The following is a 20,623-nucleotide window of genomic DNA, read 5'->3' as shown; positions in this document are numbered from 1 at the left end:
AACCACTAAGCTGTTCTTAGCTAATTCACGGGACGGCCCGGGATGAACGGGTTCACCGGCCGCAAAAGCGCGGAACGCGTGGGCAGACAGTCGCAATAAATCTAAAGTATTATGGACAGGCGGATTTGCTCACCTTCTTGAGCGAGCGCCAAACGAACTCCCGCCTCACTCGCAAGGAGGCGCGCATATAGGCAATGCACCGATCTGGCCGTCACATCGACACCATCGACCGGTTCGGTACTCGTGAAATTAGCACGTATTTCGTCAGCCAAAGTCGGTTTTGGCCCTTCCGCCGCGACCTGCACCATTCCCGGCAAGGCATCGATATCCACGGTCCCGCCGCGCAGCAAGGCGCCCCGGGCGATCTCAATTGCCAATAGCAACAGTTTGCCACCGCCCGGCCGTTCGATCAGGTCGGCGGAACTGCCGGAAGGCCAGGACAGCGTGACGCCGCCTTCGTCTACAAAGCCCCGCGCCGCATCCACGAAAACAGTCTCATCCTCTGTCGACCGGCCCGCGCCGCCATAGGCCAACCGATAGAATTGCAAGCGCCCGGCCGCGCGGCGTGCGCTGTCGGCAATCAAGTCGACCGCATCCGCTGCCCCTTCCTCGACTTCCTGCATGAATTCGACGCCATTTGCGATCGCCCCGACAGGCCCAGCCAGTTCGTGGGCCATGCGCGACATCAGCATTTCGGAAATTCTTTGGTTCATATGCTAAAAACCAGCCTATGGCAGCGGATGAATCATGTATCACTACAGAACAAGAACATACTCGGCAGGGGCGGAAAAGACCAAGCATCGGCCTAGGCAACATTGGTCTAACGGTTAGATTGGGACATCTCAGGCAATGGACGATTTAAGGGCCGAGTTGTGCAATGACGTCGGGTTCGTTCCCGGCTCGTTTGTCAGAAACCCGGACGAACCCGATTGGGGATTGGGACAAGTCCAATCCGTGGTCGGCCACCGCGTCACCGTTAATTTCGAGGAACGCGGCAAGCTGCTCATTAATACGGCGGTCGTAACCTTGGTATCGGCGGAATAACAACCGGTACTATTTTGCAATTGCCCTCGTCGCCGCTGAACCAGAGGATGACGCATCATGCCTAGCCCGCGCGTGCCGTGCGGGCGAGAAGGATGTCGGTGCGGTCGTAAGGGCCGCTTGTTGTCATTTCCGGCGGCTCGCTTCAGTTTTTGAGCCGTTCCACGTGTCGAGGCTATTCCATGAACGATCACTCGCCGAACAGCGCTGAAGGCGCGCCACGCCGTTTCCGGAACCCCGGATTTGGCCGAAGGCAGGCGGTTCCCCATTCCAAAGGCCGTCAGATTGACATGGCGGCGGCCCGCGAGATTGCGGAGCTTCTGGGTTCTGAGCCCCGCAAGCGTGAGCTGTTGATCGAGTATCTCCACAAGATTCAGGACAATTATGGACATTTGTCCGCCCGCCACCTCCTTGCCCTTGCCAACGAACTTAAGCTGGCCCAGGCGGAAGTCTTCGAAGTGGCGTCCTTCTACGCGCATTTCGATTTGGTGATGGAGGATGAAACGCCGCCGCCCCCGCTGACGATCCGCGTGTGCGATTCTCTCAGTTGTGAAATGGCCGGCGCGCAGGACCTGCTCTCGGATCTTCCAAGCGCGGTCGGCGACGATGTGCGTGTTCTCCGTGCACCGTGTATGGGCCGTTGCCATGTCGCGCCAGTGGCGGAAGTCGGACATAACCACGTCCTGAACGCGTCGGTCGCCACCGTCAAAGAGGCTGTGGACCAAGGGCACACCCATGCCGCCATCCCTGATTATCAGAGTTTGGACGCCTATAAGAACGACGGCGGCTATGCGCTGCTGCAAGAATGTCTGGACGGCGGCAAGGACCCGGAAGCTGTCGCGTCCGAGGTTGAGGCGTCGGGCCTACGGGGCTTGGGCGGCGCCGGGTTCAAGACCGGTTTGAAATGGAAACTGGTGCGCAAGGAAGCCGGCCCGCGCGTAATGGCGGTCAACGGCGACGAAGGCGAACCCGGAACCATCAAGGACTATTACTATCTGGTCCGGAAACCGCATCAATTCCTGGAAGGCATGCTGATCGCCGCCTGGGTCGTCGAAGCGACCGATGTCTACATCTACATGCGCGACGAATATCCCGACGTGTTGGATATTCTGCGGCGGGAAATGGACGCCCTGCGCGATGCCGGTTTGTCGCCCCACACCACGATCCATCTGCGTCGCGGCGCGGGCGCATATATCTGCGGCGAAGAGTCGGCAATGATCGAAAGCATCGAAGGCAAGCGCGGGCTGCCCCGGCATCGACCGCCTTTCGTTGCGCAGGTGGGCATCTTCGGAAAGCCGACCTTGGTAAACAACGTCGAAACGCTTTATTGGATCCCGGAAATCCTGAGCCGCGGCGCCGATTGGTTCAGCGGCCAGGGCGCGAATGGCCGCACCGGCCTGCGCAGCTATTCGGTGTCAGGCCGGGTGAAGGAACCGGGCGTGAAGCTGACCCCGGCGGGCGTCACCATTCGTGAACTGATCGAAGAGTATTGCGGCGGCATGCTGGACGGCCACGAATTCAAGGCCTATCTGCCGGGTGGGGCTTCGGGCGGCATTCTGCCTGCCAGCATGGACGACATACCGCTGGATTTCGACACATTGCAGCCGCATGGCTGTTTCATCGGATCCGCCGCCATCGTCATCCTGTCCGACAAGGACAGCGTGGCCGACGCAGCCCTAAACCTGATGAAGTTTTTCGAGGACGAAAGCTGCGGCCAATGCACACCCTGCCGGGTGGGTACCGAGAAAGCGGTGAAGCTGATGCAGGCGGAGAAATGGGATAAGGGTCTGTTACAGGAACTGTCCCAAACAATGATGGACGCCTCCATCTGCGGCCTCGGACAAGCGGCGCCGAACCCGTTGCTCAGCGTTTTGAAATATTTCCCGGACGACGTGCCGTCCTAGGTTCAACGACACTGATCGTCAAAGAAAAGCCCGGCCGCTACGATCTCAGCGGCCGGGCTTTTTCGTATCAAATTTTACGTTACACCTAGACAATAGCGAGCGCGATCCCCGCAAACGCGGTGACAGCACCCAAGGCCCGCGAGGCGAGGTTTCCGGACGTACCGGCCGTGGCCGCGATGCGGCCGACCAGGATGCCCACCGCGACGCCCGCGCCGTGCAGCAAACCGGTTGCCAGGACAAATCCCAGGCCGAATTGCAGGGCGCCGGCGGCGCCGAGTTCACCGCCATGGGCATGGCCGTGGAACAACGCGAACAAAGCGACGACGGCAGCGCAAAACCGGATATCGAGTTTAACCGCCAGCGCGACGAGGGCGCCCAACACGACGATGGATGCAAGGATCATCGGTTCCACCATGGGCAACGGAACTGACGCCAGCGCTAGACCGAAACCCATTGCCATCGCGGCCATGAACGTCGTCGGCACGGCCCACATGGCGGTGCGGCCAAGCTGGCTCGCCCAAAGTCCGACGGCGACCATGGCGAGAATGTGGTCCAATCCGAAAAACGGATGAGAAAAGCCCGCTGCGACTGAGCCGTACGCGCCAGGCGGAAGGTGAGCGGAAGCCGGGGTAGCAGCGGCGATCAGGGCGAAGACTGATAGAAGCGATGTCTTGAGTAACTTGTTCATGGTTTGCGGTCCCTCATTTGGTCAACCAGATATCCCGATTGGGTCATACCTCAGGATGAGTATAGAGAGACGCCGTGCGGCAACAAGTCGATAGTTGGATTGATCCGCAATGCCGACCGGTTAGTCGATCAAGGTGATTTCCGGCACGCCATAGACTTCGGCCAGGGATCCGCCTTCATCAAGGCTCGCCAAGGCGCGCGCTTCCTTGGCGAGGATCGCCTTGGCGGCTTCGAGCGTTTGTTCGACGATGGCAAAGGGCACGACTGTCACGCCATCCGCATCGCCGATGATCAAATCGCCGGGAGAGACGGAAACGCCGCCGCAGGCGACCGGCCCGTCAATCACGCCGCCAAACCCTTTGTGAGGGCCGCGCGGCACAACGCCCCGGCTGTAGCAGGGAAATCCCGCCGCCACGATCTCTTCCGAATCCCGAACCGATCCGTCGATGACGAGACCGGCGAGCTTGGCATCCGTCGCCGCGCGGGTCATCAACCCCCCGAAGATTGCGTTGTTCGTGTAGCCCTGCGCGTTGCAAATCAGCACTTCGCCCGGCTCACAGATGCCAATCGCAGCGTGAAGGGCGCTGTTATCGGCGGCCATGCAATCGACCGTGCGGGCTTGAGCGACGATCCGCATACTGGGATGGAGGGGGGAAATTTCCGCCGCCATGGCCTGCCCCCGTCCGAGGCAGTCGGACGCGACCGCGGCCGGCACCTCCGCCCATTCCGCCAGCATTTCGGGCGACAGTTTCGGTATGGAAATGTTGTGCCGTCTAACGCTGCTCATGGTGTTGCTCCCCGTCCATATGGTCCGTCGTTGTCAATTCACGGGCATTGTATCCGCTTGCCGTGCGTAACGGCCAGGAATTAACGGTCCTCAGACCGGAAGAGGCTGAGTGTCAGCTTGCGGGGGTAATGTAGTCGCGAATGATTGCGGCCATCTGGCTTGGCGAAAGTATTGGCGGAATGACGGTTTCCAATTCACCATCCGGCCCCATCAGATAGACATAACCGCCATGGCTGTAGATCGGCTTGCCGAAGATGTCGTCCCCGACCTTGGAAAACTCAATCTGATAGGCTTCACGGACGGCCGCCAAGGATTCCTCGTCGCCGGTAAGGCCCAAAAGGCGGGGATGCAACGCGGACAGAACCCGTTTCATTTCTTCAGGCGTGTCCCATTCCGGGTCGACGGTGATCAAGACCGGTTGGACGTTGTCCGCACCCTTTCCCAAAGCGTCGACCGCGGCGGCCATCGAAGGCAAGGCTGCACTGCAAATCCCAGGGCAATTGGCATAACCGAAGAAGATCAGCAGATGCCGGCCAAGGAAATCCTTCTCCGTCCGTCGGTCACCGTTATGATCTACGAGGTCGAACGGCCCACCCAATTGAATGGGAAACGGCATTGCCTTGGCGTTTTGAGCAGACGGATCCGGGCCGGCGGCTTGTACGGTCGGGTAAAGACCGAACAGGGCGAGCACTAAAGCAGCGCCGAAGAGCCGGGAGCGAATTATTCGAACCACTCCAGGAACTCCTTATCCGCGGCATGACTTAGGCCGAGATACCCGTCCCGCTCGATCAACGCATTGACGCGTGGGTCCTTGCGGAACCATGGGCCTTTCTTGTCTTTCAGATCGGGATGGTTCGCGTTCCACGTCTTGCCCCAAGCGTTGGCCTTGATGTCTTCGCCGGCCCCTTGGGGGCGAATGAACTGAACCTGGAACAGTTTCGGACCGCCATCGATTCCGGTGAAAAGCCCATCGACAGTTACGGTCGTCCCGCAATGGGGCAGAAGATCGACAACTGCACCAGTGAAGATCGCCTGAGAATTTTTTCCGGCAAGCAGAAGATCGCCGTTACCCGCAATCAAGCCCAATTGACGGGAACCGCCACCGCAATCCGCCGGGCAATCCCCGGACAATTCGCACACGATATCGACCACCTTCGCATCGAACCGCGCCAATTCCTCGCCCGCCAGATTCCAAGGCTTGGCCTTGATATCCTCCGCCGCTTGGGAGGCGAACGGCAGGGCGAACACCAGCAGAGCAGCCAATGCCGCGAACCGAATATTGTTTTTCATGATATGCACCCCCTATTCAGACCCGAGGATCTTTTTCTTTTCGCCCTTCGGGATGGCGAATGGCGGCACAAGGCCATAGTCTTCGTGACTGACGTTGGTGATCCCCTCGTTGCTGACGATCCGCTCGACGATCAGGTAATTGATGCCGTTTCGCGCGTAGGCCATGCCATCCGCTGTGATCTGGTTGCTCTGTATTTCCAGCACCGCCGGCGACCCATCCGCCGTTCCCGCGCCTTCCAGCTTGAGAACCATGTAGATTTCGCCTTCCTCCGTACGCAAACCCACTGGAATCCCGCCCGCCGCGCACCACATTGCACAAGTGTGATGCGCCGTACCGAGCGTCGCTTCCGGACCGCCCATCACGCCCGATAGATAGCACCAGGTATCCATGATCTCGCCCGTGACCTGGATCCGCTCACCATCACCGGCGGCCCGCCCCTGCCCGGTCAGAGCGATCAGCGCTACAGCGCCGAACAGCACCTGCCTCAATATGGATCCCGGTCGCATAGTCACCTCCATCGGCTTCATGAATTTATTAGCTGATACGGTAGCGTAGCGTTTTGTCGCGCGCATATGACGATCGATCACGATTGGATTATCCGACGCGAGTTCGGCCGTTTCCCGAAGCCCCGACGGGTAGCCGTCGTCGGTCGGGCATTGTATGACGCGAACGTGCTATGGCGGCGAAAGCGGCATCGCGATAGTATCCGCCGAAATTCGGCTGATCGCCCTGCACCCGGCATGGGCGGTTGGATATTTCGTACCACGCATTTGGGTATCAGGTTCGAGGCGACAGATATGGCTGACGGTAAAATCACCTTTACGCTGAACGGTAAGCAAGTTGCCGCGACCGCGGATGAAACCATCTGGCAAGTGGCCCAACGCGAAGGCGTTGAGATCCCACATCTCTGCTACACGCCGGAACCCGGCTACCGGGCCGACGGCAACTGCCGCGCTTGCATGGTCGAAATCGAAGGTGAACGCACACTGGCCGCTTCCTGCATTCGCACACCGCTGGAAGGCATGGTGGTCAATTCCGCCAGCGACCGGGCGCGGTCTTCACGCAAGATGGTGTTTGAACTGTTGATGGCGGACCAGCCGGAACGCGATGTCGCGCATAAGAGCGACAGCAAGTTCTGGACTTGGACCGACAAAATCGACCTCGAGGACAGCCGTTTTCCCGAACGGTCCGACTTCTCCTTGGCCGCGCTGGCCACGGATGGCAGCCACCCTGCCATGCGGGTCAATCTGGATGCCTGCATCCATTGTAATCTTTGCGTCCGCGCCTGCCGTGAAGTTCAGGTGAACGACGTCATCGGCATGGCCTATCGCGGTCACGGCGCGAAGATCGTGTTCGACTTCGACGACCCGATGGGCAGCAGTACCTGCGTCGCCTGCGGCGAATGCGTCCAGGCCTGCCCGACAGGGGCCTTGATGCCCGGCACCCAGGTGGACGAGAAAGAGGTTTATCTGGGCGAAGCGGAAAAAGTCGTTAATTCGCTCTGTCCCTATTGCGGCGTCGGGTGTCAGACCAAGATCCACGTCAAGGACGACAAGATTCTTAAGGTTGACGGACGCACGGGCCCGGCCAACGAAAATCGCCTATGCGTGAAGGGCCGGTTCGGCATGGACTATGCTCGCCACCCCACCCGCCTGACCAAACCGCTAATCCGCCGTGACGACGCGCCTAAGTCTTGGGACTGCGAAGTCGACCCGGCAAACCCCTATACCCATTTCCGGGACGCGACCTGGGAAGAAGCGTTGGATCGAGCCGCCAAAGGCTTTTTGAAAATTCGAGAAGCAAAAGGTCGTTTGGCGCTGGCCGGGTTCGGATCCGCGAAGGGATCGAACGAGGAAGCCTATCTGTTCCAGAAACTGGTCCGCACCGCGTTCAAGTCCAACAATGTCGATCATTGCACGCGACTTTGCCACGCCTCCTCCGTTGCGGCTTTGATGGAAGGCATGAATTCCGGCGCGGTGACGGCCCCCTTCACGGACGCACTGAAATCCGATCTGATCATCATCATCGGGTGCCGGCCCGGCCAGAACCACCCGGTCGCAGCGACCTATCTGAAACAGGCGGCCAAGAAGGGTGCGAAGCTGGTGGTCATGGACCCGCGCAAGCAGCAACTGACCCGCCACGCCTGGAAGCATCTGCAGTTCAAGCCGGGCGCCGACGTCGCCCTGCTGAACGCGATGATTCACACCATCATCGATGAAGATCTGATCGATCAGCAGTACATCCAGGCGAATACCGACGGGTACGAAGAAGTTGCGGAAAACGCGAAAGGCTTCTCGCCCGAGGCGATGGAAGAATTGTGCGGCATCGACGCGGAAACCATCCGCGAGGTTGCCCGCGCCTATGCAACCGCCGAACGGTCGATCATTTTCTGGGGCATGGGTGTATCCCAGCATGTTCACGGGACCGATAATGTCCGATCCTTGATCTCGCTTGCCGCGATCACCGGCCAAATCGGGCGCGAAGGCACGGGCCTGCATCCGCTGCGCGGGCAGAACAACGTGCAGGGCGCGTCCGATGTTGGGCTGATTCCGATGGTCTATCCCGACTACAAATCGGTTTCGGATGTGGAAACGCGCAACATCTTCCAGGACCTGTGGGGAATGGAACTGGATCCCGAGCGCGGCCTGACCGTCGTCGAAATCATTAATGCGATCATCGCCGATGAAATCAACGGCATGTATGTCATGGGCGAGAACCCGGCCATGTCCGACCCGGATGCCAAACATGCCCGCGAAGCGCTGGCGAAGCTCGATCATCTGGTGGTCCAGGAAATTTTCCTGACGGAAACCGCCTTCCATGCGGATGTGGTTCTCCCCGCTAGCGCCTTCCCCGAAAAGAGCGGCACGTTCACCAATACCAATCGGCAAGTGCAGATGGCACGTCCGGCATTGAATCTGCCGGGCGACGCCAAGCAAGACTGGTGGATCATCCAGGAACTGGCCAATCGGATGGGCCTGAACTGGACCTATTCGGGACCCAAGGACGTTTATGAAGAGTTCCGCACGGTCATGGCGTCGATCAAGGGCATTTCCTGGGACCGGTTGGAACGCGAAGACGCCGTGACCTATCCCTGTGATTCCGAAGACGAACCCGGCCACGCCGTGATTTTCGGCGAAGGTTTCCCGACCGCAAACGGCCGCGTGAAGCTGGTTCCGACCGACCTGCTGCCGCCGGCGGAACTGCCGGATGAACAATTCCCGATGGTGCTTACGACCGGTCGGTTGTTGGAACATTGGCATACGGGCGCAATGACCAGGCGCGCCAGTGTCCTGGATACGATCGAACCGGAAGGCCAGGTCCACATGCACCCGAAATGGATGGATGAAAAAGATATCTCGCCGGGCGAGATGGTCGCCGTCAGCACGCGCCGCGGCGCGGTGCAATTGAAGGCACGGGCCGACCGGGATGTAACGCCCGGTATGATCTTTATTCCCTTCTGCTTCGCGGAAGGCCCGGCTAACTTCCTGACGAACCCGCAACTGGACCCATTCGGAAAAATTCCCGAGTTCAAGTTCTGCGCGGCAAAGGTGGAAAAGCTGAAGACGGATGCTGCGGCTGCGGAATAGCCGACCTATCCTTCAACGGCGATACCGACTTCCAAGGCTTCGAACCAGTCCAGGAACCGTGGCACGAGGTCACCGGCGAATATCGCCCCGTGTTGGGGGGCCATATATTCGATGTCCAGTTTGCGCACCCTTTGAACCCAATCGTTCTTCGCCTTGTTCGACGGCATCCATCTTTGATGAAACAGTTTCATCTTGGATATATGCGCGTCGAAATCCTCCACGAACAAAGGCGCGTCCGGCGGCAGCAGAGCGGCGCCGATATCGCCGCTCATCAAAATCTTCGACGTCGCATCATAGACATTGAAATTGCCCGAGGAATGCAGGTAATGCGCGGGCACGAAAGTCAGTTCCATATTACCGACGGTAATCGTATCCCCTTCGTCCGGAAGCGGCGAATAGGTGATCGTCGAACAGCCAAAATGCTTGAGGAAGCTCTCCCAGACCCAGGGTGCGTACAATGTCGCATCCGTCAGTGTTCGGTCCCATAGGCCGAGGGAGGAAATGATATCCGGGTCCTGATGTGACGCGAAGAGCGTCCTGATGTTGTCGATATCCACCCAGTCCGTGACCGCCGCCAGCATCGGCGCAAACAATTCGATGCCGCCGGGATCAAGCAGAACCGCGTTATTGTCATCCATCACCATGAACTGGTTGGTGTCGATGATGCTGGGGGACTTTTCAGGGTCTCGCCCGAACACGATCCATTGATGCGACTTGCCCTCATAGAGAACCGTTGCCTTCATCATCGCCTTAACACCCGAATACAATCCTGTAGGATTATTTCACTTTCGCTGATCGAATTGCGGCTTTGCACCACGGACTCATTCAGCTTGTCGACCAGCGATTCAAAGTTTGTCGTGTAAGGACCATCGCTCGCCCCGACCTCTAGACGAAACTTCGAAACAACGACCGAAGCCGCCAGCAGATTCATCCCAATATCGTCCAACAGTCGAGACAGCCGGTCGTAACTGGCCAAGGCTTTTTGTCGGATTTCATTCTGGCCAGACGTCACTGCCTGCAATTTGCCACCGACACTGCCGATGAACTTGGAATTCCGGCCAAGATCCGACGCATGCTTCATGTGTTCAGCCACAACCCGTTCAGTGAACGTGGCCAAGGTGTTGCGGCTGACCTCGATCACGGCAGCCCGGATTTGTTCGATCAGGGCGATGATCTTGCGCGCAAATTCGTCTATTTGATCGGTGAGTGGCCGAATGGCCCGCGCCGTTTCGCCCGCGCGGGACACGAGGGACTTCGCGTTCATCGCCTCAAGAGATATCGCTTGTGCGTTTGTAACGACTTCTTTTTGGGCGGTCGCAATGCGCAGAGCACCGAGAAGAACCTTCCTGTCCTTTTCCCGTCCCTGATCCATTCCTGCACACGTTCCCTTTCCGCCATGCTGCCGGAATTTCAATTAGATTATCCTTATATTACTAATGCTGACCAGCACCAATTGAAAAACCATGCCGGGATGCGCCGCGAACAGGCGAAAGGTTGTGCTGCCACCTGCCTTGTCCGAAAAGCCGTGGCGCGGCTACTATCCCCGTATGATGGATCCACACGCCGCCCTTGCCATTGCCGCGACCTTCCTGATCGCCGGGACCGTGAAGGGGGTGATCGGCGTTGGGCTACCTACTATTAGCCTCGGCCTGTTAACCGCCCTCATCGATCTACCCACGGCCATGGCACTGCTGCTTATCCCCTCGCTGATGACCAATATTCTGCAGGCATCGTCCGGCGGCAATGCACGGGAATTGTTCCGAAGGTTATGGTCTTTCCTGCTGTCGGCAGCCATCACGATCTGGGTCGGCGCGGCCGCGCTCACTCAGCTCGACCTCTCCCTGCTTTCCACCCTTCTGGGCATCGTCCTGCTTACATATGCCGCCATCTCCCTAGCGGGCATCCGGTTGTCTGTCCGGGCCGAGCATGAGGTCTGGGCCGGGCCGGTCTTCGGCGCCGTCAATGGGGTGCTGACCGGGATGACCGGTTCTTTCGTCGTGCCGGGCGTGATGTATCTTCAAGCGATCGGGTTGCCGCGTGACATGCTGGTACAGGCGATGGGAATGCTGTTCCTGGTATCCACGCTGGGACTCGCCGTGGCGTTAGGGGGCGGGGGATTTCTAACCGCCGATCTCGGTATTCAGTCCGCAGCGGCATTGGTTCCGGCGCTTGCCGGTATGTTTCTGGGGCGAAAAATCCGGCATACCTTGTCCGAAGCTCAGTTCCGGAAAGCCTTTTTTGTCGCAATCCTGATCCTGGGTGGCTATATCGCCCTGCGCTCTCTTTAAGCTGGCCTGCCTCAAACCTCGGCCATTTCCCAGGCGGCGCGTGCCAAGGCCTTGGCGGTTTCCGCCGCCACATCCGCCCGACGCCCAGGGGACACACGTCCATACAAACTATTTCCGGTTTGTAGGACCATCTGCAGAGTTCCCGCCATCATGAACGTCGCGGTCGGCTCGGCCGTATCACCGTCGCTGTTCACCAATACGGATTTCAAACCGTCGTTGACGGCTAGCATATCGACCGTGGTCCGCCCGGCTATGCCCGCGATCTTGGGCGCCAATGCCGACATGGCATCGCCAAGCCCCTGCATCGCGCGATCAACCCTGTCATGCGGCACGGAAAGGATCGGCAACCCATCGATCAATGCCGCCACATCGACGGTCACCGGCGCCAGGCTCAATGCCGAGCCGGGTTGTGCCGGCGCCCCTTCGATCCGCACCCCGTCACTGCAATTATAGATACGGAAATCGGGATTGAGACTTGCCAGGGTCGAGAAATAGAGCCGCGCGAAAGCAAACTCCCGGCTGGTAAAGACCTGTTCCCGGAAGTTCCCGGTGGCGGGAATAGTAAGCTTTTCCATCGCCGCCCCACCACGCCAATAAGGATCGTCGCTGAGGTTATAGATCGACGCCCCGGAATGGTGGCGCTCCGCCTCGACCGAACCGAGGTCGACGCCGAACAGATAGATATCCCTGCACCCCATTGCCATGGCCGCTCGGCAGGCCAAGTGGGTTACGGTTGGTCCCGCCATGGGCAAGACCAGGTCCGGATTCCCGAAAAGCCGCGTGGGACTGAGATTCTCGCGCAGGACGAAGATTGTTTCCTCGAACAATGGCGGCAATAGCGGGTCGACTGTCGATGCCGCGACCAGCCGTATACCGGCAAGGTCATGTTTCGCCGCGGCCGTCTGATTGACGGTCAGAATGTCCGGGACATTTTCGATCTCGCAATGGAAATCCGGTTTCAGACCGGCTTCCAGCAAAACGCCCAAGCCCGTCCCGCCGGATATCAATAGACAGCGGTCACGCAACCGGCGCAGGTTTTCAATTTCCCCATCGATCGACGGGCCACTGCCGACGACGATAGCAGGGAAGGGCTGCGCAGCCGCGACGCCCGGCGCCAACACGGGAACGTTCTTGTCCGCGATATTTGCCGCAGCATTCCGCAGCATGAGGCATTCATCTTCGAAGAACCCATCCGAGTCACCGATGACCGGCAGGCTTTCCATGAACAGCGCCAAGGCCCGTTCCAAGACCGGCAACCGGTAATGCCCATAGATGTAGGAACCGTCCAACAGGCCCCGGTCCGGTCCACGCATTGCTTCGTAGACCTTGTTAGAGAGGGCCACGGGATCGCCATCGAAAATGAACGTTACGCGCCCGCCGCGTTCGCTGACGGTCGCGATTATATCGGCCCATTCAATCGCCTGCATGCTGAGCGTGAGGAACGCGGGCGTGCCATCGGCAATAACAAGGTTCCGCACATTCAAGCGTTCCAGCAGCGGGGAGATCTGCAACCCCAACCCCAAGCCGAAGATCGTCAGATATCCGGCGATGAGATCCGGGTCGCGCTGCGTGGTGACGAGTTTCGAACCGAAACGGTTGTGTAGAGATGCGACCGCATGATCGCTGATCAAAGCGGAACCGGGCGCCGGAGGCGACGGTCGCAGGGACAACCGCTGAGGTTTTTCAACATATTCGGCAACCTGCCGGGCGGCAAAGGGCTCCGCACCGGTCGGATACAAGAACCTGTCCCCGACCTTGATGTTAAGCAGACCGGAAGCGTCTTCCTTCACCAGTTCCAAGTCGCTCTGGAAGGTCGCCAAGCCATGGGCAAAGTCGAAGGACACATGCTCCGCCAACGCAATCAGATTGCGCTCGTACAGGGTCTTGGGATCGGCGGAAGACGATGTCACGAAGCCAGGCCACGAAATGGGTTCAGTTTTGCTAAACGAATGGTTTCACGATTCCCGAACCTGCGTCGATACACCCGTGAAAGACCTTGAATCAGCACCTTGACCCTTGCCGCGACAATAGGATTGGGCGTTTTATGAAACTCCCTGCTGTCCTTGAAAGTCCCTTGGGGTCCACCACGCATGCCGACACGGTCGATTTCAGCCACGCTCTATTTGTCACTATGCGTGCTGACGATTGTCGATGCCCTTTTCACGGTCGAAATCGCCGTCTGGATCGCCATCGCCTTCATGGCGGCTTTCATCCTGATCGAATTCCGCCGCGCCGCGCGCTTGCAACAAGCGGTCAGTCTAGCGCTTGCCGGCATCGGCATATTGGCGGGAGGTTTGGAAGGCGAGGCGCTGGAAACCCTGCTCGGCGGGTTGCGCCGAACGCTCCCGTTCCTGCTGCTCTTCGGGTCGGTCACCTGGCTGCAAGGCCCGGCGAGCCGGAGCCCTTCCCTTCTGACGGTTCGGGAAATTGCGATCCGGCAACCATCCGGCCGTCGTTTCGCTGTGATTGCGCTTGCGGCCCATTTCCTGGGCGTCGCCTTCAACCTGGCCGGCCTATCGCTTCTGACGCCGATGGTCGGCGGCGACACGCCGAAACCGCTGCGCGAGCGTCTGGGCCGGGCAATGGTTCAGGGCTTTGCAGCGGGCACGGCTTGGTCGCCCTTCTATGTCGGCACCGCGGTTATCCTAAGCGCGGTACCCGGCGTCCGCTGGCTTGAAGTGGCGCCCCTGGGGATTGCCTTATCTCTCTCAATCGTCGGATGCAGTTGGGTCTTCGACCGCATTTTCCTGCGCGCCGCGGCGCAGAGGGAGATGAACGAGGAACCGAAGGAACGCGGCCCCGCGCCGCCCTTCACGCGCCGGCACGCCATCAGTATCGCGCTCTTGCTGGGCACTTTGTTCGGAATCACCATCCTTCTTGTCGAAGGGTTAAGGCTGTCTATCCCCGTTTCATTGGCCATCGTGGCGCCGCCCTTCGCGCTTGCCTGGGCCATCGCCTTGGCCGGGAAGCATTTGCCATCGGCTGCCCCCGATGTGGCGGAACTGAAAACGACCGACCGAGGCGGGTCCGCCCTGTTCGGTCAGGTATTTGCCAAGATCCCGGATCTGCGCGGCGAAACCATGCTGTTCGCGGGCGCAAACATTCTTGGCGTCGGGATCGCCTCCGCATTGGACCCCGATGTCGTCGCGCAGTGGGTAACAAATGTGACGCCGAATCCCATCGTCACCATACCCGCCCTGATGGCGGCGATGATGTTCACGAGCATCATCGGTTTGCACCCGGTCGTCTTCGTGGTTTTGGTGACCTCAATCCTGCCACCGGAAGCGCTTGGCGTGGCACCGCCGATCGCGGCAATGGCGATGATGTGCCTTTGGGGCCAAGGCACCAACGCGTCCCCCTTCTCGGCCACAGTTTTGTTCATTTCGCGCATCACCGGGGATTCGAACTGGCGGATTGCCTGGCGATGGAATGCGCCCTTCTCGCTCAGCGTCACCCTGCTGCTCGCGGCGATCCTGGTCCTGGTTCAACTGTCGGGCATTTACGGATAAGCGCGCCTTCCGGCTAGGCGATGGGCTCTTGGTGTCCGGGCGTGTCATCATCCGCTGAAAGGGATGACAGGGCGACCGAACCGCCCTGCGGCAAGGTCAATTTGATGCCTGCCTCATCCAAGGCCCCATAGATCACCTGATTGACCGCGTAGCGCGTCGCAAAATACTTCTCGCTCGGCACCCAGAAGCGGATTCCGATCACAATGCCGCCATAGGCGAAATCGTGAATCCCGACCAACGGGCCTGGGTCGCCTTCCAGGTCGGGGATGGTCTTCACGGCATCCTTGATCAGCGCGATCACCCGTTTCGGGTCCTGATCCGCCGAAACCTGAATCTTCGTCTGAACCACGCGTTTTTCCCGCGAATTGACGATGACCTGCCCAACCACTTCCTTGTTCGGAACGGTAATGCTTTCACCGTCTTCACCGAGCAAGACGGTTTGCGCCAAGGTAATTTCTTCCACCACGCCGCTGACACCCTGGACGTTGATCGTGTTCCCAACCACGAAGGGTCGCGTCAAAATAATCGAAAGCCCGGCGCCATAGTTCGACAGCGGCCCCTGCAACGCCATGGTCGCGCCGAAAGCGGAAGCCCCGGCCAACGCGATCAGTGGGGCGATGGTGATGCCGAAATTTCCGAGCGTCACGATGATCACCACGCCCACCAGCAGGATTTTCACCACATTGCCGATGAAACGGGAAAGCGTGACGTCGATACCTCGCAATTCGCACAAGGCCGACACTTTTCTGCCGCAGAAACCAGCCAATTTTAGGCCGATCAGCAGGACGACCAGCGCGCCGAGGATCTGGAACCCGTACTGCACGGAGAAAGCGATGGCGGTATCGATCAAGGCGGTAACTGTCTCGAGATTCTCTTCCACAACGTCGTCCTTTTCCCACATCCAGAAACTTGTTTGCGTTGAGCCGTTGGGGGAGGAACCTCGCCCATGGCCACCCCACCGATCAACCTCTTATGCTCTTCGAACTGATTTCACAGCCCGGAATTCAGCACAGGTTAGACCCAAACCGGAATCAGCGGTACACTGTTTGCATGGTAGCGTGACGGCATTTGCCGACCGCTTTCAACCCGATGAGGACGGATCATGTCCGACGAAAACGACGACGACCTGATGGGCGAAGACGACATGGCAGCCGCCATCGCCGCCGAACAGGCAGAACGCGCCGCCGGCGCCGGTGACGACGACGAGGAATTCGGCGAAGACGACATGGCCGCCGCCATTGCCGCCGAACAGGCGGAACGTGGCGGTGGTGGTGGTGAGCCTGACGTCGAGTTGGACGATATGGACATGGCCGCGGCCATGGCGGCCGACCAAAATGCCGGTGGTGGTGGCGGTGGCGGTGCCGGCAGTGACGAACCGGAAACGCTGGGCGGTGCCTGGGCCGCTAAATTGAGCCAGCATCCGGGTGCGGTTCAGGACATCGGCGTGGATTTAACCGCTGTGCTCGGTACCGCTGAGATGAAAGTCAGCAATCTGCTGAAAATCGGCCGCGGTGCCGTCATCGAACTGGATCGACGCGTCGGTGATACGGTGGATATTCGTGTCAGCGGGCAAGCGATCGCCCGGGGTGAGGTCGTTGTGGTGGAAGATCACCTGGCCGTCTCGATTACCGATCTCGTCAAAAAGACCTAACCACGCCTAACTTCCGCTTTTCTCGCTTATTCTTCGCCGATCCGCGGGCCGTCCGTGTTGCGTACACCAAATGCCTTGTCGAGGGTATGGGTCGAGTCTTCCGCCAGACCGATCGCCTCGGACAACAACGACAGGATCGCGATATTGTTCTCCAGAACATGTTTCGCTTCCGGCCGCGTGTCTTCCATGATCTTGGTGCAGCGGTAGAGTACGTCCCTGCGGAGGACTGAAAGAATTTCCTCCAGCTTCATCCCGTCCGGTTTGACGTCCGATATCAGAAAATGGGTCATGGTTGCGTCCTCGCCCCTTTCGTTCAGCCGGCAAATCACCGGTGTTTCAAACGATGTTAGTGCAAAGAACGCTAATTCGGAACTGGTTAAGAAATCCTGACGATCACGCTTTCTGGATTTCGAACCGGTATTCACCGTCCTTTTCCGACCAATCGATCAGCCTGTGGCCCTGGGCCTCGCAGAAGGACTGAAAATCGGCGACAGCGCCTGGATCGGTGGCCAGGATGACCAGCCGCCCGCCGCTGGTCATCGGCTTCAAGGCCTTTCGCGCCTTGAGGACCGGCAAGGGACACAGCAGGCCCGTCGCATCCAGCAAATGTTCGTCTGCACCCGGTTCCCGCATCGCAACCCGCCTAACATAATTGCCGATAAGCCGCCAAATTGATGCATCGCAGCAACGCAGAGGCGGAAATCACGAATATATGGTCGCAATACCTGTAAGAACAGGTGCAACGCCTTGTCGAATCTGATTTATATCTCCTAGTTTCAATTTTTCACGTCAGCGTCATTGGGGTTCCTGCACCACTGTCTGAAGTGGTCCTGCCTTCGGTGAACGACCTGGCCGATTAGAGTCATGCCTGGCTAACCGATGCACGTCTACTTACCCATCGCGGAGATGTCGGTGAACATCTTCCTCATTCTGGGGATGGGTGTGGGCGTAGGCGTTCTTTCCGGAATTTTCGGCGTCGGCGGCGGCTTCCTGCTGACACCTCTGCTGTTCTTCATCGGCGTTCCCTCACCCGTCGCGGTGGGAACCCAGGCCGGACAAATCGTGGCGACATCGGTTTCCGGCGTCATGGCGCATTGGCGGCGCGGCAATGTCGACTTCAAGATGGGCACCGTTCTGCTGATTGGCGGCATCGTCGGGTCCACATTCGGCGTCTGGCTTTTCGCCTTGCTGCGCACATTGGGGCAGATCGACCTGGTCATCAAACTCTCCTACGTCATTTTCCTGGGCGTCATCGGCGCGTTGATGCTGATTGAAAGCATCAAGGCGATGATGCGGACGAAGTCCGGCAAAGCGGGAACCGGGCGGAAGCTGCACGAACACAATTGGCTGCATGGCCTACCTTTCAAAATGCGGTTCCGTCGTTCGCAGCTCTATATCAGCGCTTTCCTGCCGCTCGCCATCGGCTTCCTTGTCGGTGTTTTGTCCGCGATCATGGGCGTGGGCGGCGGCTTCGTCATGGTGCCTGCCATGATCTACCTTTTGGGCATGCCGACTTCCGTCGTCGTCGGAACGTCATTGTTCCAGATCATCTTCGTTGCCGCGAATGCGACCTTCCTACAGTCCTATTTGAACCAGACCGTGGATATTGTTCTCGCCTTGCTGCTGCTGATCGGATCCGTGATCGGTGCACAATTCGGAACTCGCCTGGGAGCGAAGCTGCGTGGCGAGCATCTGCGCGGTCTGCTCGCCGCAATGGTGCTGGCGGTTGGCATCAAAATCATGCTGGACCTTATCATTCCACCCAGCGACATTTATTCGCTGAGTTTTTCCAGTGGCGTCGGGCACTGACGGGTCGATGATCTCTATTTCCCGCCTCTCTCCGCTGGTTCTAACAACCGCAATTTTCCTAGGTATCATTGCCCCCCGCAATGCGCAGGCCGAACCGCTGATTGCGGATCTGTCCGATCATCTGGTGGCGATCACGACAGGGTTCACCGGAACAGAATTGCTGCTGTTCGGATCGATCGAGGAGGATGGCGACGTCATCGTCGTCGTTCACGGTCCACCGACGGACGTGACCGTTCGTCGAAAAGAGCGCATTGCCGGCATCTGGATGAACCGGGACTCGATGACCTTCGAGGAAACCCCGTCCTTTTATCATGTCGCAATGACGCAAGGGGCGACGGAAGGCTTGCCTCTACCGGTTCTTCATCGCCATCAGATCGGCGCGCAGAACATACGCATGATCGCGCCGCAGGGTGAGGACCCGGTCGAAATCGAGAATTTCCGATCTTCCCTGATACGAAACCAACAGGCGCACGGCCTGTACAGCGCTGTGCCCGGCACAATCCAGAAACGCGGCCAACGTCTGTTCCGAACCTCGGTATATTTTCCGGCGAATGTCCCGATCGGCACTTATGTTATTGAGACATTACTGGCGCGGAACGGCGAGATTCAAAGCGGGCAGACGACACCGCTTTTCGTCAGCAAGGTTGGCGCGGGCGCGCAGATTTTCCGCATAGCGAACACCTTTCCGGCCCTGCACGGAATATTAGCCATCATTGTCGCGATGGCCGCCGGTTTCGCCGCCAACTGGGTATTCAGGAAACTCGGCTAGGCCTTCATCACCCTTTTGAGGGCTCAATCAAAATTGCGCGAAAATCGTTTACATTGGTCTTTGTCGGTCCGGTGATGACCAACCCGTCGACTGCCTGGAAGAACCCATAGGCGTCGTTGTTGCGCAGATACGCAGCCGCATCGACCCCTTTGTCCCTGGCCCGGTCCAGGGTGCCGGGATCGATCATCGCCCCCGCATTGTCCTCCGACCCGTCAATGCCGTCCGTATCGCAACACAGGGCCGACAGGCCCGCTTGCCCATCCAAGGCAAGCGCCATCCCCAACACACATTCCGCATTCGGCCCGCCACGGCCTTTGCCCCGCAAAGTGACTGTTGTCTCGCCACCGGACAGCAAGACTGCAGGGGCTGCGACCGGTGTGCCATGGGCCCGCGCGGATTGGGCAATCCCTGCCAGAACCGTCCCGACCTCCCGGCTTTCTCCTTCAAGGCTGTCCCCCAGAATGAGCGGAGCGATGCCGGCCTTCCGGGCGACATCCGCCGCAGCGTTCAGGGATAGGCGCGGCGCCGCCGCCATACGAATTTCGGTATTCTCGAAGATCGGATCGCCAGGCTTCGGGGTTTCCTGCACGCCTGCGTCCAGAATTGCCATCGCGGCGGCGGGCAGGTCCATGTCGTAGTGCCGCACCAGCCTCATCGCCTCCGCGAAGGTCGTATCATCGGGGACCGTAGGCCCGGATGCGATTACCTGCGGATCGTCACCCGGCACATCGGAAATCAGGATGCTGATCACCTTCGCCGGTGCGCAGGCGGCAGCTAACTGTCCACCCTTGATCTTGGACAGATGCTTACGGATGCAATTCATCTCGTCGATCGTTGCGCCCGATGCCAGCAGCGCCTTGTTGACCGCCTGCTTGTCCGCCAAGGTCATATCCCCCGCCGGCACGGTCAGCAGCGCGGATCCCCCGCCGGATATCAGGCAGATGACGAGGTCTTTTTCGGTAAGGCCGCTGACGGCTTCCAGGATTTCCTGGGCGGCGGCCATGCCTTTTTCATCGGGAACGGGATGCGACGCTTCAAGTATCTTGATCTTTGAACAGGGAACGGCATAGCCGTACCGCGTGACAACGACGCCTTCCAGTTCATGACCGGGATAATTTTTTCCCCAATGCGCTTCGGTCGCTTGGGCCATGACGGCGGACGCCTTGCCCGCCCCGACGACGATCGTCCGCCCATCCTTCGCCGGTTCGGGCAGACACGGGGGTACGCAAAGCATCGGATCGGCGGCGCGCACCGCTGCATGAAACATTTCCAAAAGCAAATCGCGGGTTTCCGCCATCCT

21 protein-coding genes are annotated in these 20,623 nt (G+C 59.2%); 8 read left to right on the top strand and 13 right to left on the bottom strand.

Features of this window, described 5'->3' with window-relative positions; all coding sequences use genetic code 11:
- Nucleotides 1–101 precede the first annotated feature (101 nt).
- Complete coding sequence (locus tag EOI86_RS21435) at nt 102–713, bottom strand: histidine phosphotransferase family protein (RefSeq protein WP_127767744.1); 612 nt, start codon at nt 711–713, stop codon at nt 102–104.
- 136 nt (nt 714–849) lie between these two features.
- Here EOI86_RS21435 and EOI86_RS21430 point away from each other — a divergent pair, with 136 nt between their 5' ends.
- Entirely contained in the window at nt 850–1,044 is a 195-nt protein-coding gene (locus tag EOI86_RS21430) for a DUF3553 domain-containing protein (RefSeq protein ID WP_127767743.1), read from the top strand.
- A gap of 179 nt (nt 1,045–1,223) precedes the next feature.
- Nucleotides 1,224–2,945, top strand: coding sequence for an NADH-ubiquinone oxidoreductase-F iron-sulfur binding region domain-containing protein (locus tag EOI86_RS21425; protein WP_127767742.1), 1,722 nt, complete (start codon nt 1,224–1,226; stop codon nt 2,943–2,945).
- A gap of 85 nt (nt 2,946–3,030) precedes the next feature.
- Here EOI86_RS21425 and EOI86_RS21420 read toward each other — a convergent pair whose 3' ends face one another.
- The 5 genes from EOI86_RS21420 to EOI86_RS21400 all read right to left on the bottom strand — a co-directional run bounded on the left by EOI86_RS21420 (nt 3,031) and on the right by EOI86_RS21400 (nt 6,216).
- Nucleotides 3,031–3,633 carry a HupE/UreJ family protein gene (locus EOI86_RS21420; protein ID WP_127767741.1) on the bottom strand — a complete coding sequence of 201 codons (603 nt, stop codon included), beginning with the start codon at nt 3,631–3,633 and terminating at the stop codon, nt 3,031–3,033.
- A 120-nt stretch (nt 3,634–3,753) separates the two neighbouring features.
- Nucleotides 3,754–4,419 (bottom strand): RraA family protein, encoded by a 666-nt coding sequence (locus EOI86_RS21415; RefSeq protein ID WP_127767740.1) that lies wholly within the window; start codon nt 4,417–4,419, stop codon nt 3,754–3,756.
- A gap of 112 nt (nt 4,420–4,531) precedes the next feature.
- Nucleotides 4,532–5,152, bottom strand: a complete 621-nt coding sequence (locus tag EOI86_RS21410; protein ID WP_127767739.1) for an SCO family protein — start codon at nt 5,150–5,152, stop codon at nt 4,532–4,534.
- A complete protein-coding gene (locus tag EOI86_RS21405; protein WP_127767738.1) occupies nt 5,140–5,709 on the bottom strand; it encodes a hypothetical protein in 570 nt (189 codons plus the stop codon). The genes EOI86_RS21410 and EOI86_RS21405 overlap by 13 nt, the downstream gene beginning before the upstream one ends.
- Nucleotides 5,710–5,721: 12 nt before the next feature.
- A complete protein-coding gene (locus tag EOI86_RS21400; RefSeq protein WP_205032290.1) occupies nt 5,722–6,216 on the bottom strand; it encodes a hypothetical protein in 495 nt (164 codons plus the stop codon).
- A 291-nt stretch (nt 6,217–6,507) separates the two neighbouring features.
- Between EOI86_RS21400 and fdhF the strand changes: the two genes are divergently transcribed.
- Nucleotides 6,508–9,297 carry a formate dehydrogenase subunit alpha gene (gene fdhF, locus EOI86_RS21395; protein ID WP_127767737.1) on the top strand — a complete coding sequence of 930 codons (2,790 nt, stop codon included), beginning with the start codon at nt 6,508–6,510 and terminating at the stop codon, nt 9,295–9,297.
- A gap of 5 nt (nt 9,298–9,302) precedes the next feature.
- On the opposite strand, the gene EOI86_RS21390 is transcribed toward fdhF, so the two are convergent.
- Nucleotides 9,303–10,043, bottom strand: coding sequence for an oxygen-binding di-iron domain-containing protein (locus tag EOI86_RS21390; protein WP_240035777.1), 741 nt, complete (start codon nt 10,041–10,043; stop codon nt 9,303–9,305).
- Nucleotides 10,040–10,669: a hypothetical protein gene (locus EOI86_RS21385; protein ID WP_127767736.1), complete on the bottom strand. Its 630-nt coding sequence runs from the start codon at nt 10,667–10,669 to the stop codon at nt 10,040–10,042. Before EOI86_RS21385 ends, EOI86_RS21390 begins: the two co-directional genes overlap by 4 nt.
- A 124-nt stretch (nt 10,670–10,793) precedes the next feature.
- On the opposite strand from EOI86_RS21385, the gene EOI86_RS21380 reads away from it, so the two are divergent.
- A complete protein-coding gene (locus tag EOI86_RS21380) occupies nt 10,794–11,585 on the top strand; it encodes a sulfite exporter TauE/SafE family protein (RefSeq protein ID WP_240035776.1) in 792 nt (263 codons plus the stop codon).
- 11 nt (nt 11,586–11,596) lie between these two features.
- Here the strand turns inward: EOI86_RS21380 and EOI86_RS21375 are convergent, their stop codons facing one another.
- Complete coding sequence (locus EOI86_RS21375; RefSeq protein WP_127767735.1) at nt 11,597–13,495, bottom strand: motility associated factor glycosyltransferase family protein; 1,899 nt, start codon at nt 13,493–13,495, stop codon at nt 11,597–11,599.
- Nucleotides 13,496–13,675: 180 nt separating this feature from the next.
- On the opposite strand from EOI86_RS21375, the gene EOI86_RS21370 reads away from it, so the two are divergent.
- Nucleotides 13,676–15,094, top strand: coding sequence for a hypothetical protein (locus EOI86_RS21370; RefSeq protein ID WP_127767734.1), 1,419 nt, complete (start codon nt 13,676–13,678; stop codon nt 15,092–15,094).
- Nucleotides 15,095–15,107: 13 nt separating this feature from the next.
- Here EOI86_RS21370 and EOI86_RS21365 read toward each other — a convergent pair whose 3' ends face one another.
- The gene (locus tag EOI86_RS21365; RefSeq protein ID WP_127767733.1) at nt 15,108–15,974 is read right to left on the bottom strand and encodes a mechanosensitive ion channel family protein; all 867 of its coding nucleotides are present in this window, start codon (nt 15,972–15,974) and stop codon (nt 15,108–15,110) included.
- Between the two features lie 222 nt (nt 15,975–16,196).
- On the opposite strand from EOI86_RS21365, the gene fliN reads away from it, so the two are divergent.
- On the top strand, nt 16,197–16,745 hold the full coding sequence (gene fliN / locus EOI86_RS24840) for a flagellar motor switch protein FliN (RefSeq protein WP_240035775.1): 549 nt from the start codon (nt 16,197–16,199) through the stop codon (nt 16,743–16,745).
- Nucleotides 16,746–16,771: 26 nt separating this feature from the next.
- Here the strand turns inward: fliN and EOI86_RS21355 are convergent, their stop codons facing one another.
- Nucleotides 16,772–17,035, bottom strand: coding sequence for a histidine kinase (locus tag EOI86_RS21355; RefSeq protein ID WP_127767732.1), 264 nt, complete (start codon nt 17,033–17,035; stop codon nt 16,772–16,774).
- Nucleotides 17,036–17,138: 103 nt separating this feature from the next.
- Nucleotides 17,139–17,378, bottom strand: a complete 240-nt coding sequence (locus tag EOI86_RS21350; protein ID WP_127767731.1) for a sulfurtransferase TusA family protein — start codon at nt 17,376–17,378, stop codon at nt 17,139–17,141.
- A gap of 246 nt (nt 17,379–17,624) precedes the next feature.
- Here EOI86_RS21350 and EOI86_RS21345 point away from each other — a divergent pair, with 246 nt between their 5' ends.
- Entirely contained in the window at nt 17,625–18,554 is a 930-nt protein-coding gene (locus EOI86_RS21345) for a sulfite exporter TauE/SafE family protein (protein ID WP_127767730.1), read from the top strand.
- Nucleotides 18,538–19,323, top strand: a complete 786-nt coding sequence (locus EOI86_RS21340; RefSeq protein ID WP_127767729.1) for a TIGR02186 family protein — start codon at nt 18,538–18,540, stop codon at nt 19,321–19,323. The genes EOI86_RS21345 and EOI86_RS21340 overlap by 17 nt, the downstream gene beginning before the upstream one ends.
- Before the next feature lie 7 nt (nt 19,324–19,330).
- Here EOI86_RS21340 and EOI86_RS21335 read toward each other — a convergent pair whose 3' ends face one another.
- Nucleotides 19,331–20,620: a glycerate kinase type-2 family protein gene (locus EOI86_RS21335; RefSeq protein ID WP_205032289.1), complete on the bottom strand. Its 1,290-nt coding sequence runs from the start codon at nt 20,618–20,620 to the stop codon at nt 19,331–19,333.
- Between the last annotated feature and the right edge of the window lie 3 nt (nt 20,621–20,623).

The organism is Hwanghaeella grinnelliae, assembly GCF_004005845.1.
In the GTDB taxonomy this organism is placed as follows: Bacteria; Pseudomonadota; Alphaproteobacteria; order UBA8366; family Aestuariispiraceae; genus Hwanghaeella; species Hwanghaeella grinnelliae.
The sequence above is the reverse complement of the archived record's forward strand: the minus strand, read 5'-3'. Positions and strand labels throughout refer to the sequence as shown.

Excerpts from the sequence above, each read along its gene's own strand:
- EOI86_RS21355 (WP_127767732.1), bottom strand. The coding sequence starts at position 17,035 with ATGACCCATTTTCTGATATCGGACGTCAAACCGGACGGGATGAAGCTG.
- fliN (WP_240035775.1), top strand. The coding sequence starts at position 16,197 with ATGTCCGACGAAAACGACGACGACCTGATGGGCGAAGACGACATGGCA.
- EOI86_RS21415 (WP_127767740.1), bottom strand. The coding sequence starts at position 4,419 with ATGAGCAGCGTTAGACGGCACAACATTTCCATACCGAAACTGTCGCCC.
- EOI86_RS21390 (WP_240035777.1), bottom strand. The coding sequence starts at position 10,043 with ATGATGAAGGCAACGGTTCTCTATGAGGGCAAGTCGCATCAATGGATC.
- EOI86_RS21435 (WP_127767744.1), bottom strand. The coding sequence starts at position 713 with ATGAACCAAAGAATTTCCGAAATGCTGATGTCGCGCATGGCCCACGAA.
- EOI86_RS21425 (WP_127767742.1), top strand. The coding sequence starts at position 1,224 with ATGAACGATCACTCGCCGAACAGCGCTGAAGGCGCGCCACGCCGTTTC.
- EOI86_RS21400 (WP_205032290.1), bottom strand. The coding sequence starts at position 6,216 with ATGCGACCGGGATCCATATTGAGGCAGGTGCTGTTCGGCGCTGTAGCG.
- fdhF (WP_127767737.1), top strand. The coding sequence starts at position 6,508 with ATGGCTGACGGTAAAATCACCTTTACGCTGAACGGTAAGCAAGTTGCC.
- EOI86_RS21405 (WP_127767738.1), bottom strand. The coding sequence starts at position 5,709 with ATGAAAAACAATATTCGGTTCGCGGCATTGGCTGCTCTGCTGGTGTTC.
- EOI86_RS21350 (WP_127767731.1), bottom strand. The coding sequence starts at position 17,378 with ATGCGGGAACCGGGTGCAGACGAACATTTGCTGGATGCGACGGGCCTG.
- EOI86_RS21430 (WP_127767743.1), top strand. The coding sequence starts at position 850 with ATGGACGATTTAAGGGCCGAGTTGTGCAATGACGTCGGGTTCGTTCCC.
- EOI86_RS21345 (WP_127767730.1), top strand. The coding sequence starts at position 17,625 with ATGCACGTCTACTTACCCATCGCGGAGATGTCGGTGAACATCTTCCTC.
- EOI86_RS21335 (WP_205032289.1), bottom strand. The coding sequence starts at position 20,620 with ATGGCGGAAACCCGCGATTTGCTTTTGGAAATGTTTCATGCAGCGGTG.
- EOI86_RS21420 (WP_127767741.1), bottom strand. The coding sequence starts at position 3,633 with ATGAACAAGTTACTCAAGACATCGCTTCTATCAGTCTTCGCCCTGATC.
- EOI86_RS21370 (WP_127767734.1), top strand. The coding sequence starts at position 13,676 with ATGCCGACACGGTCGATTTCAGCCACGCTCTATTTGTCACTATGCGTG.
- EOI86_RS21385 (WP_127767736.1), bottom strand. The coding sequence starts at position 10,669 with ATGGATCAGGGACGGGAAAAGGACAGGAAGGTTCTTCTCGGTGCTCTG.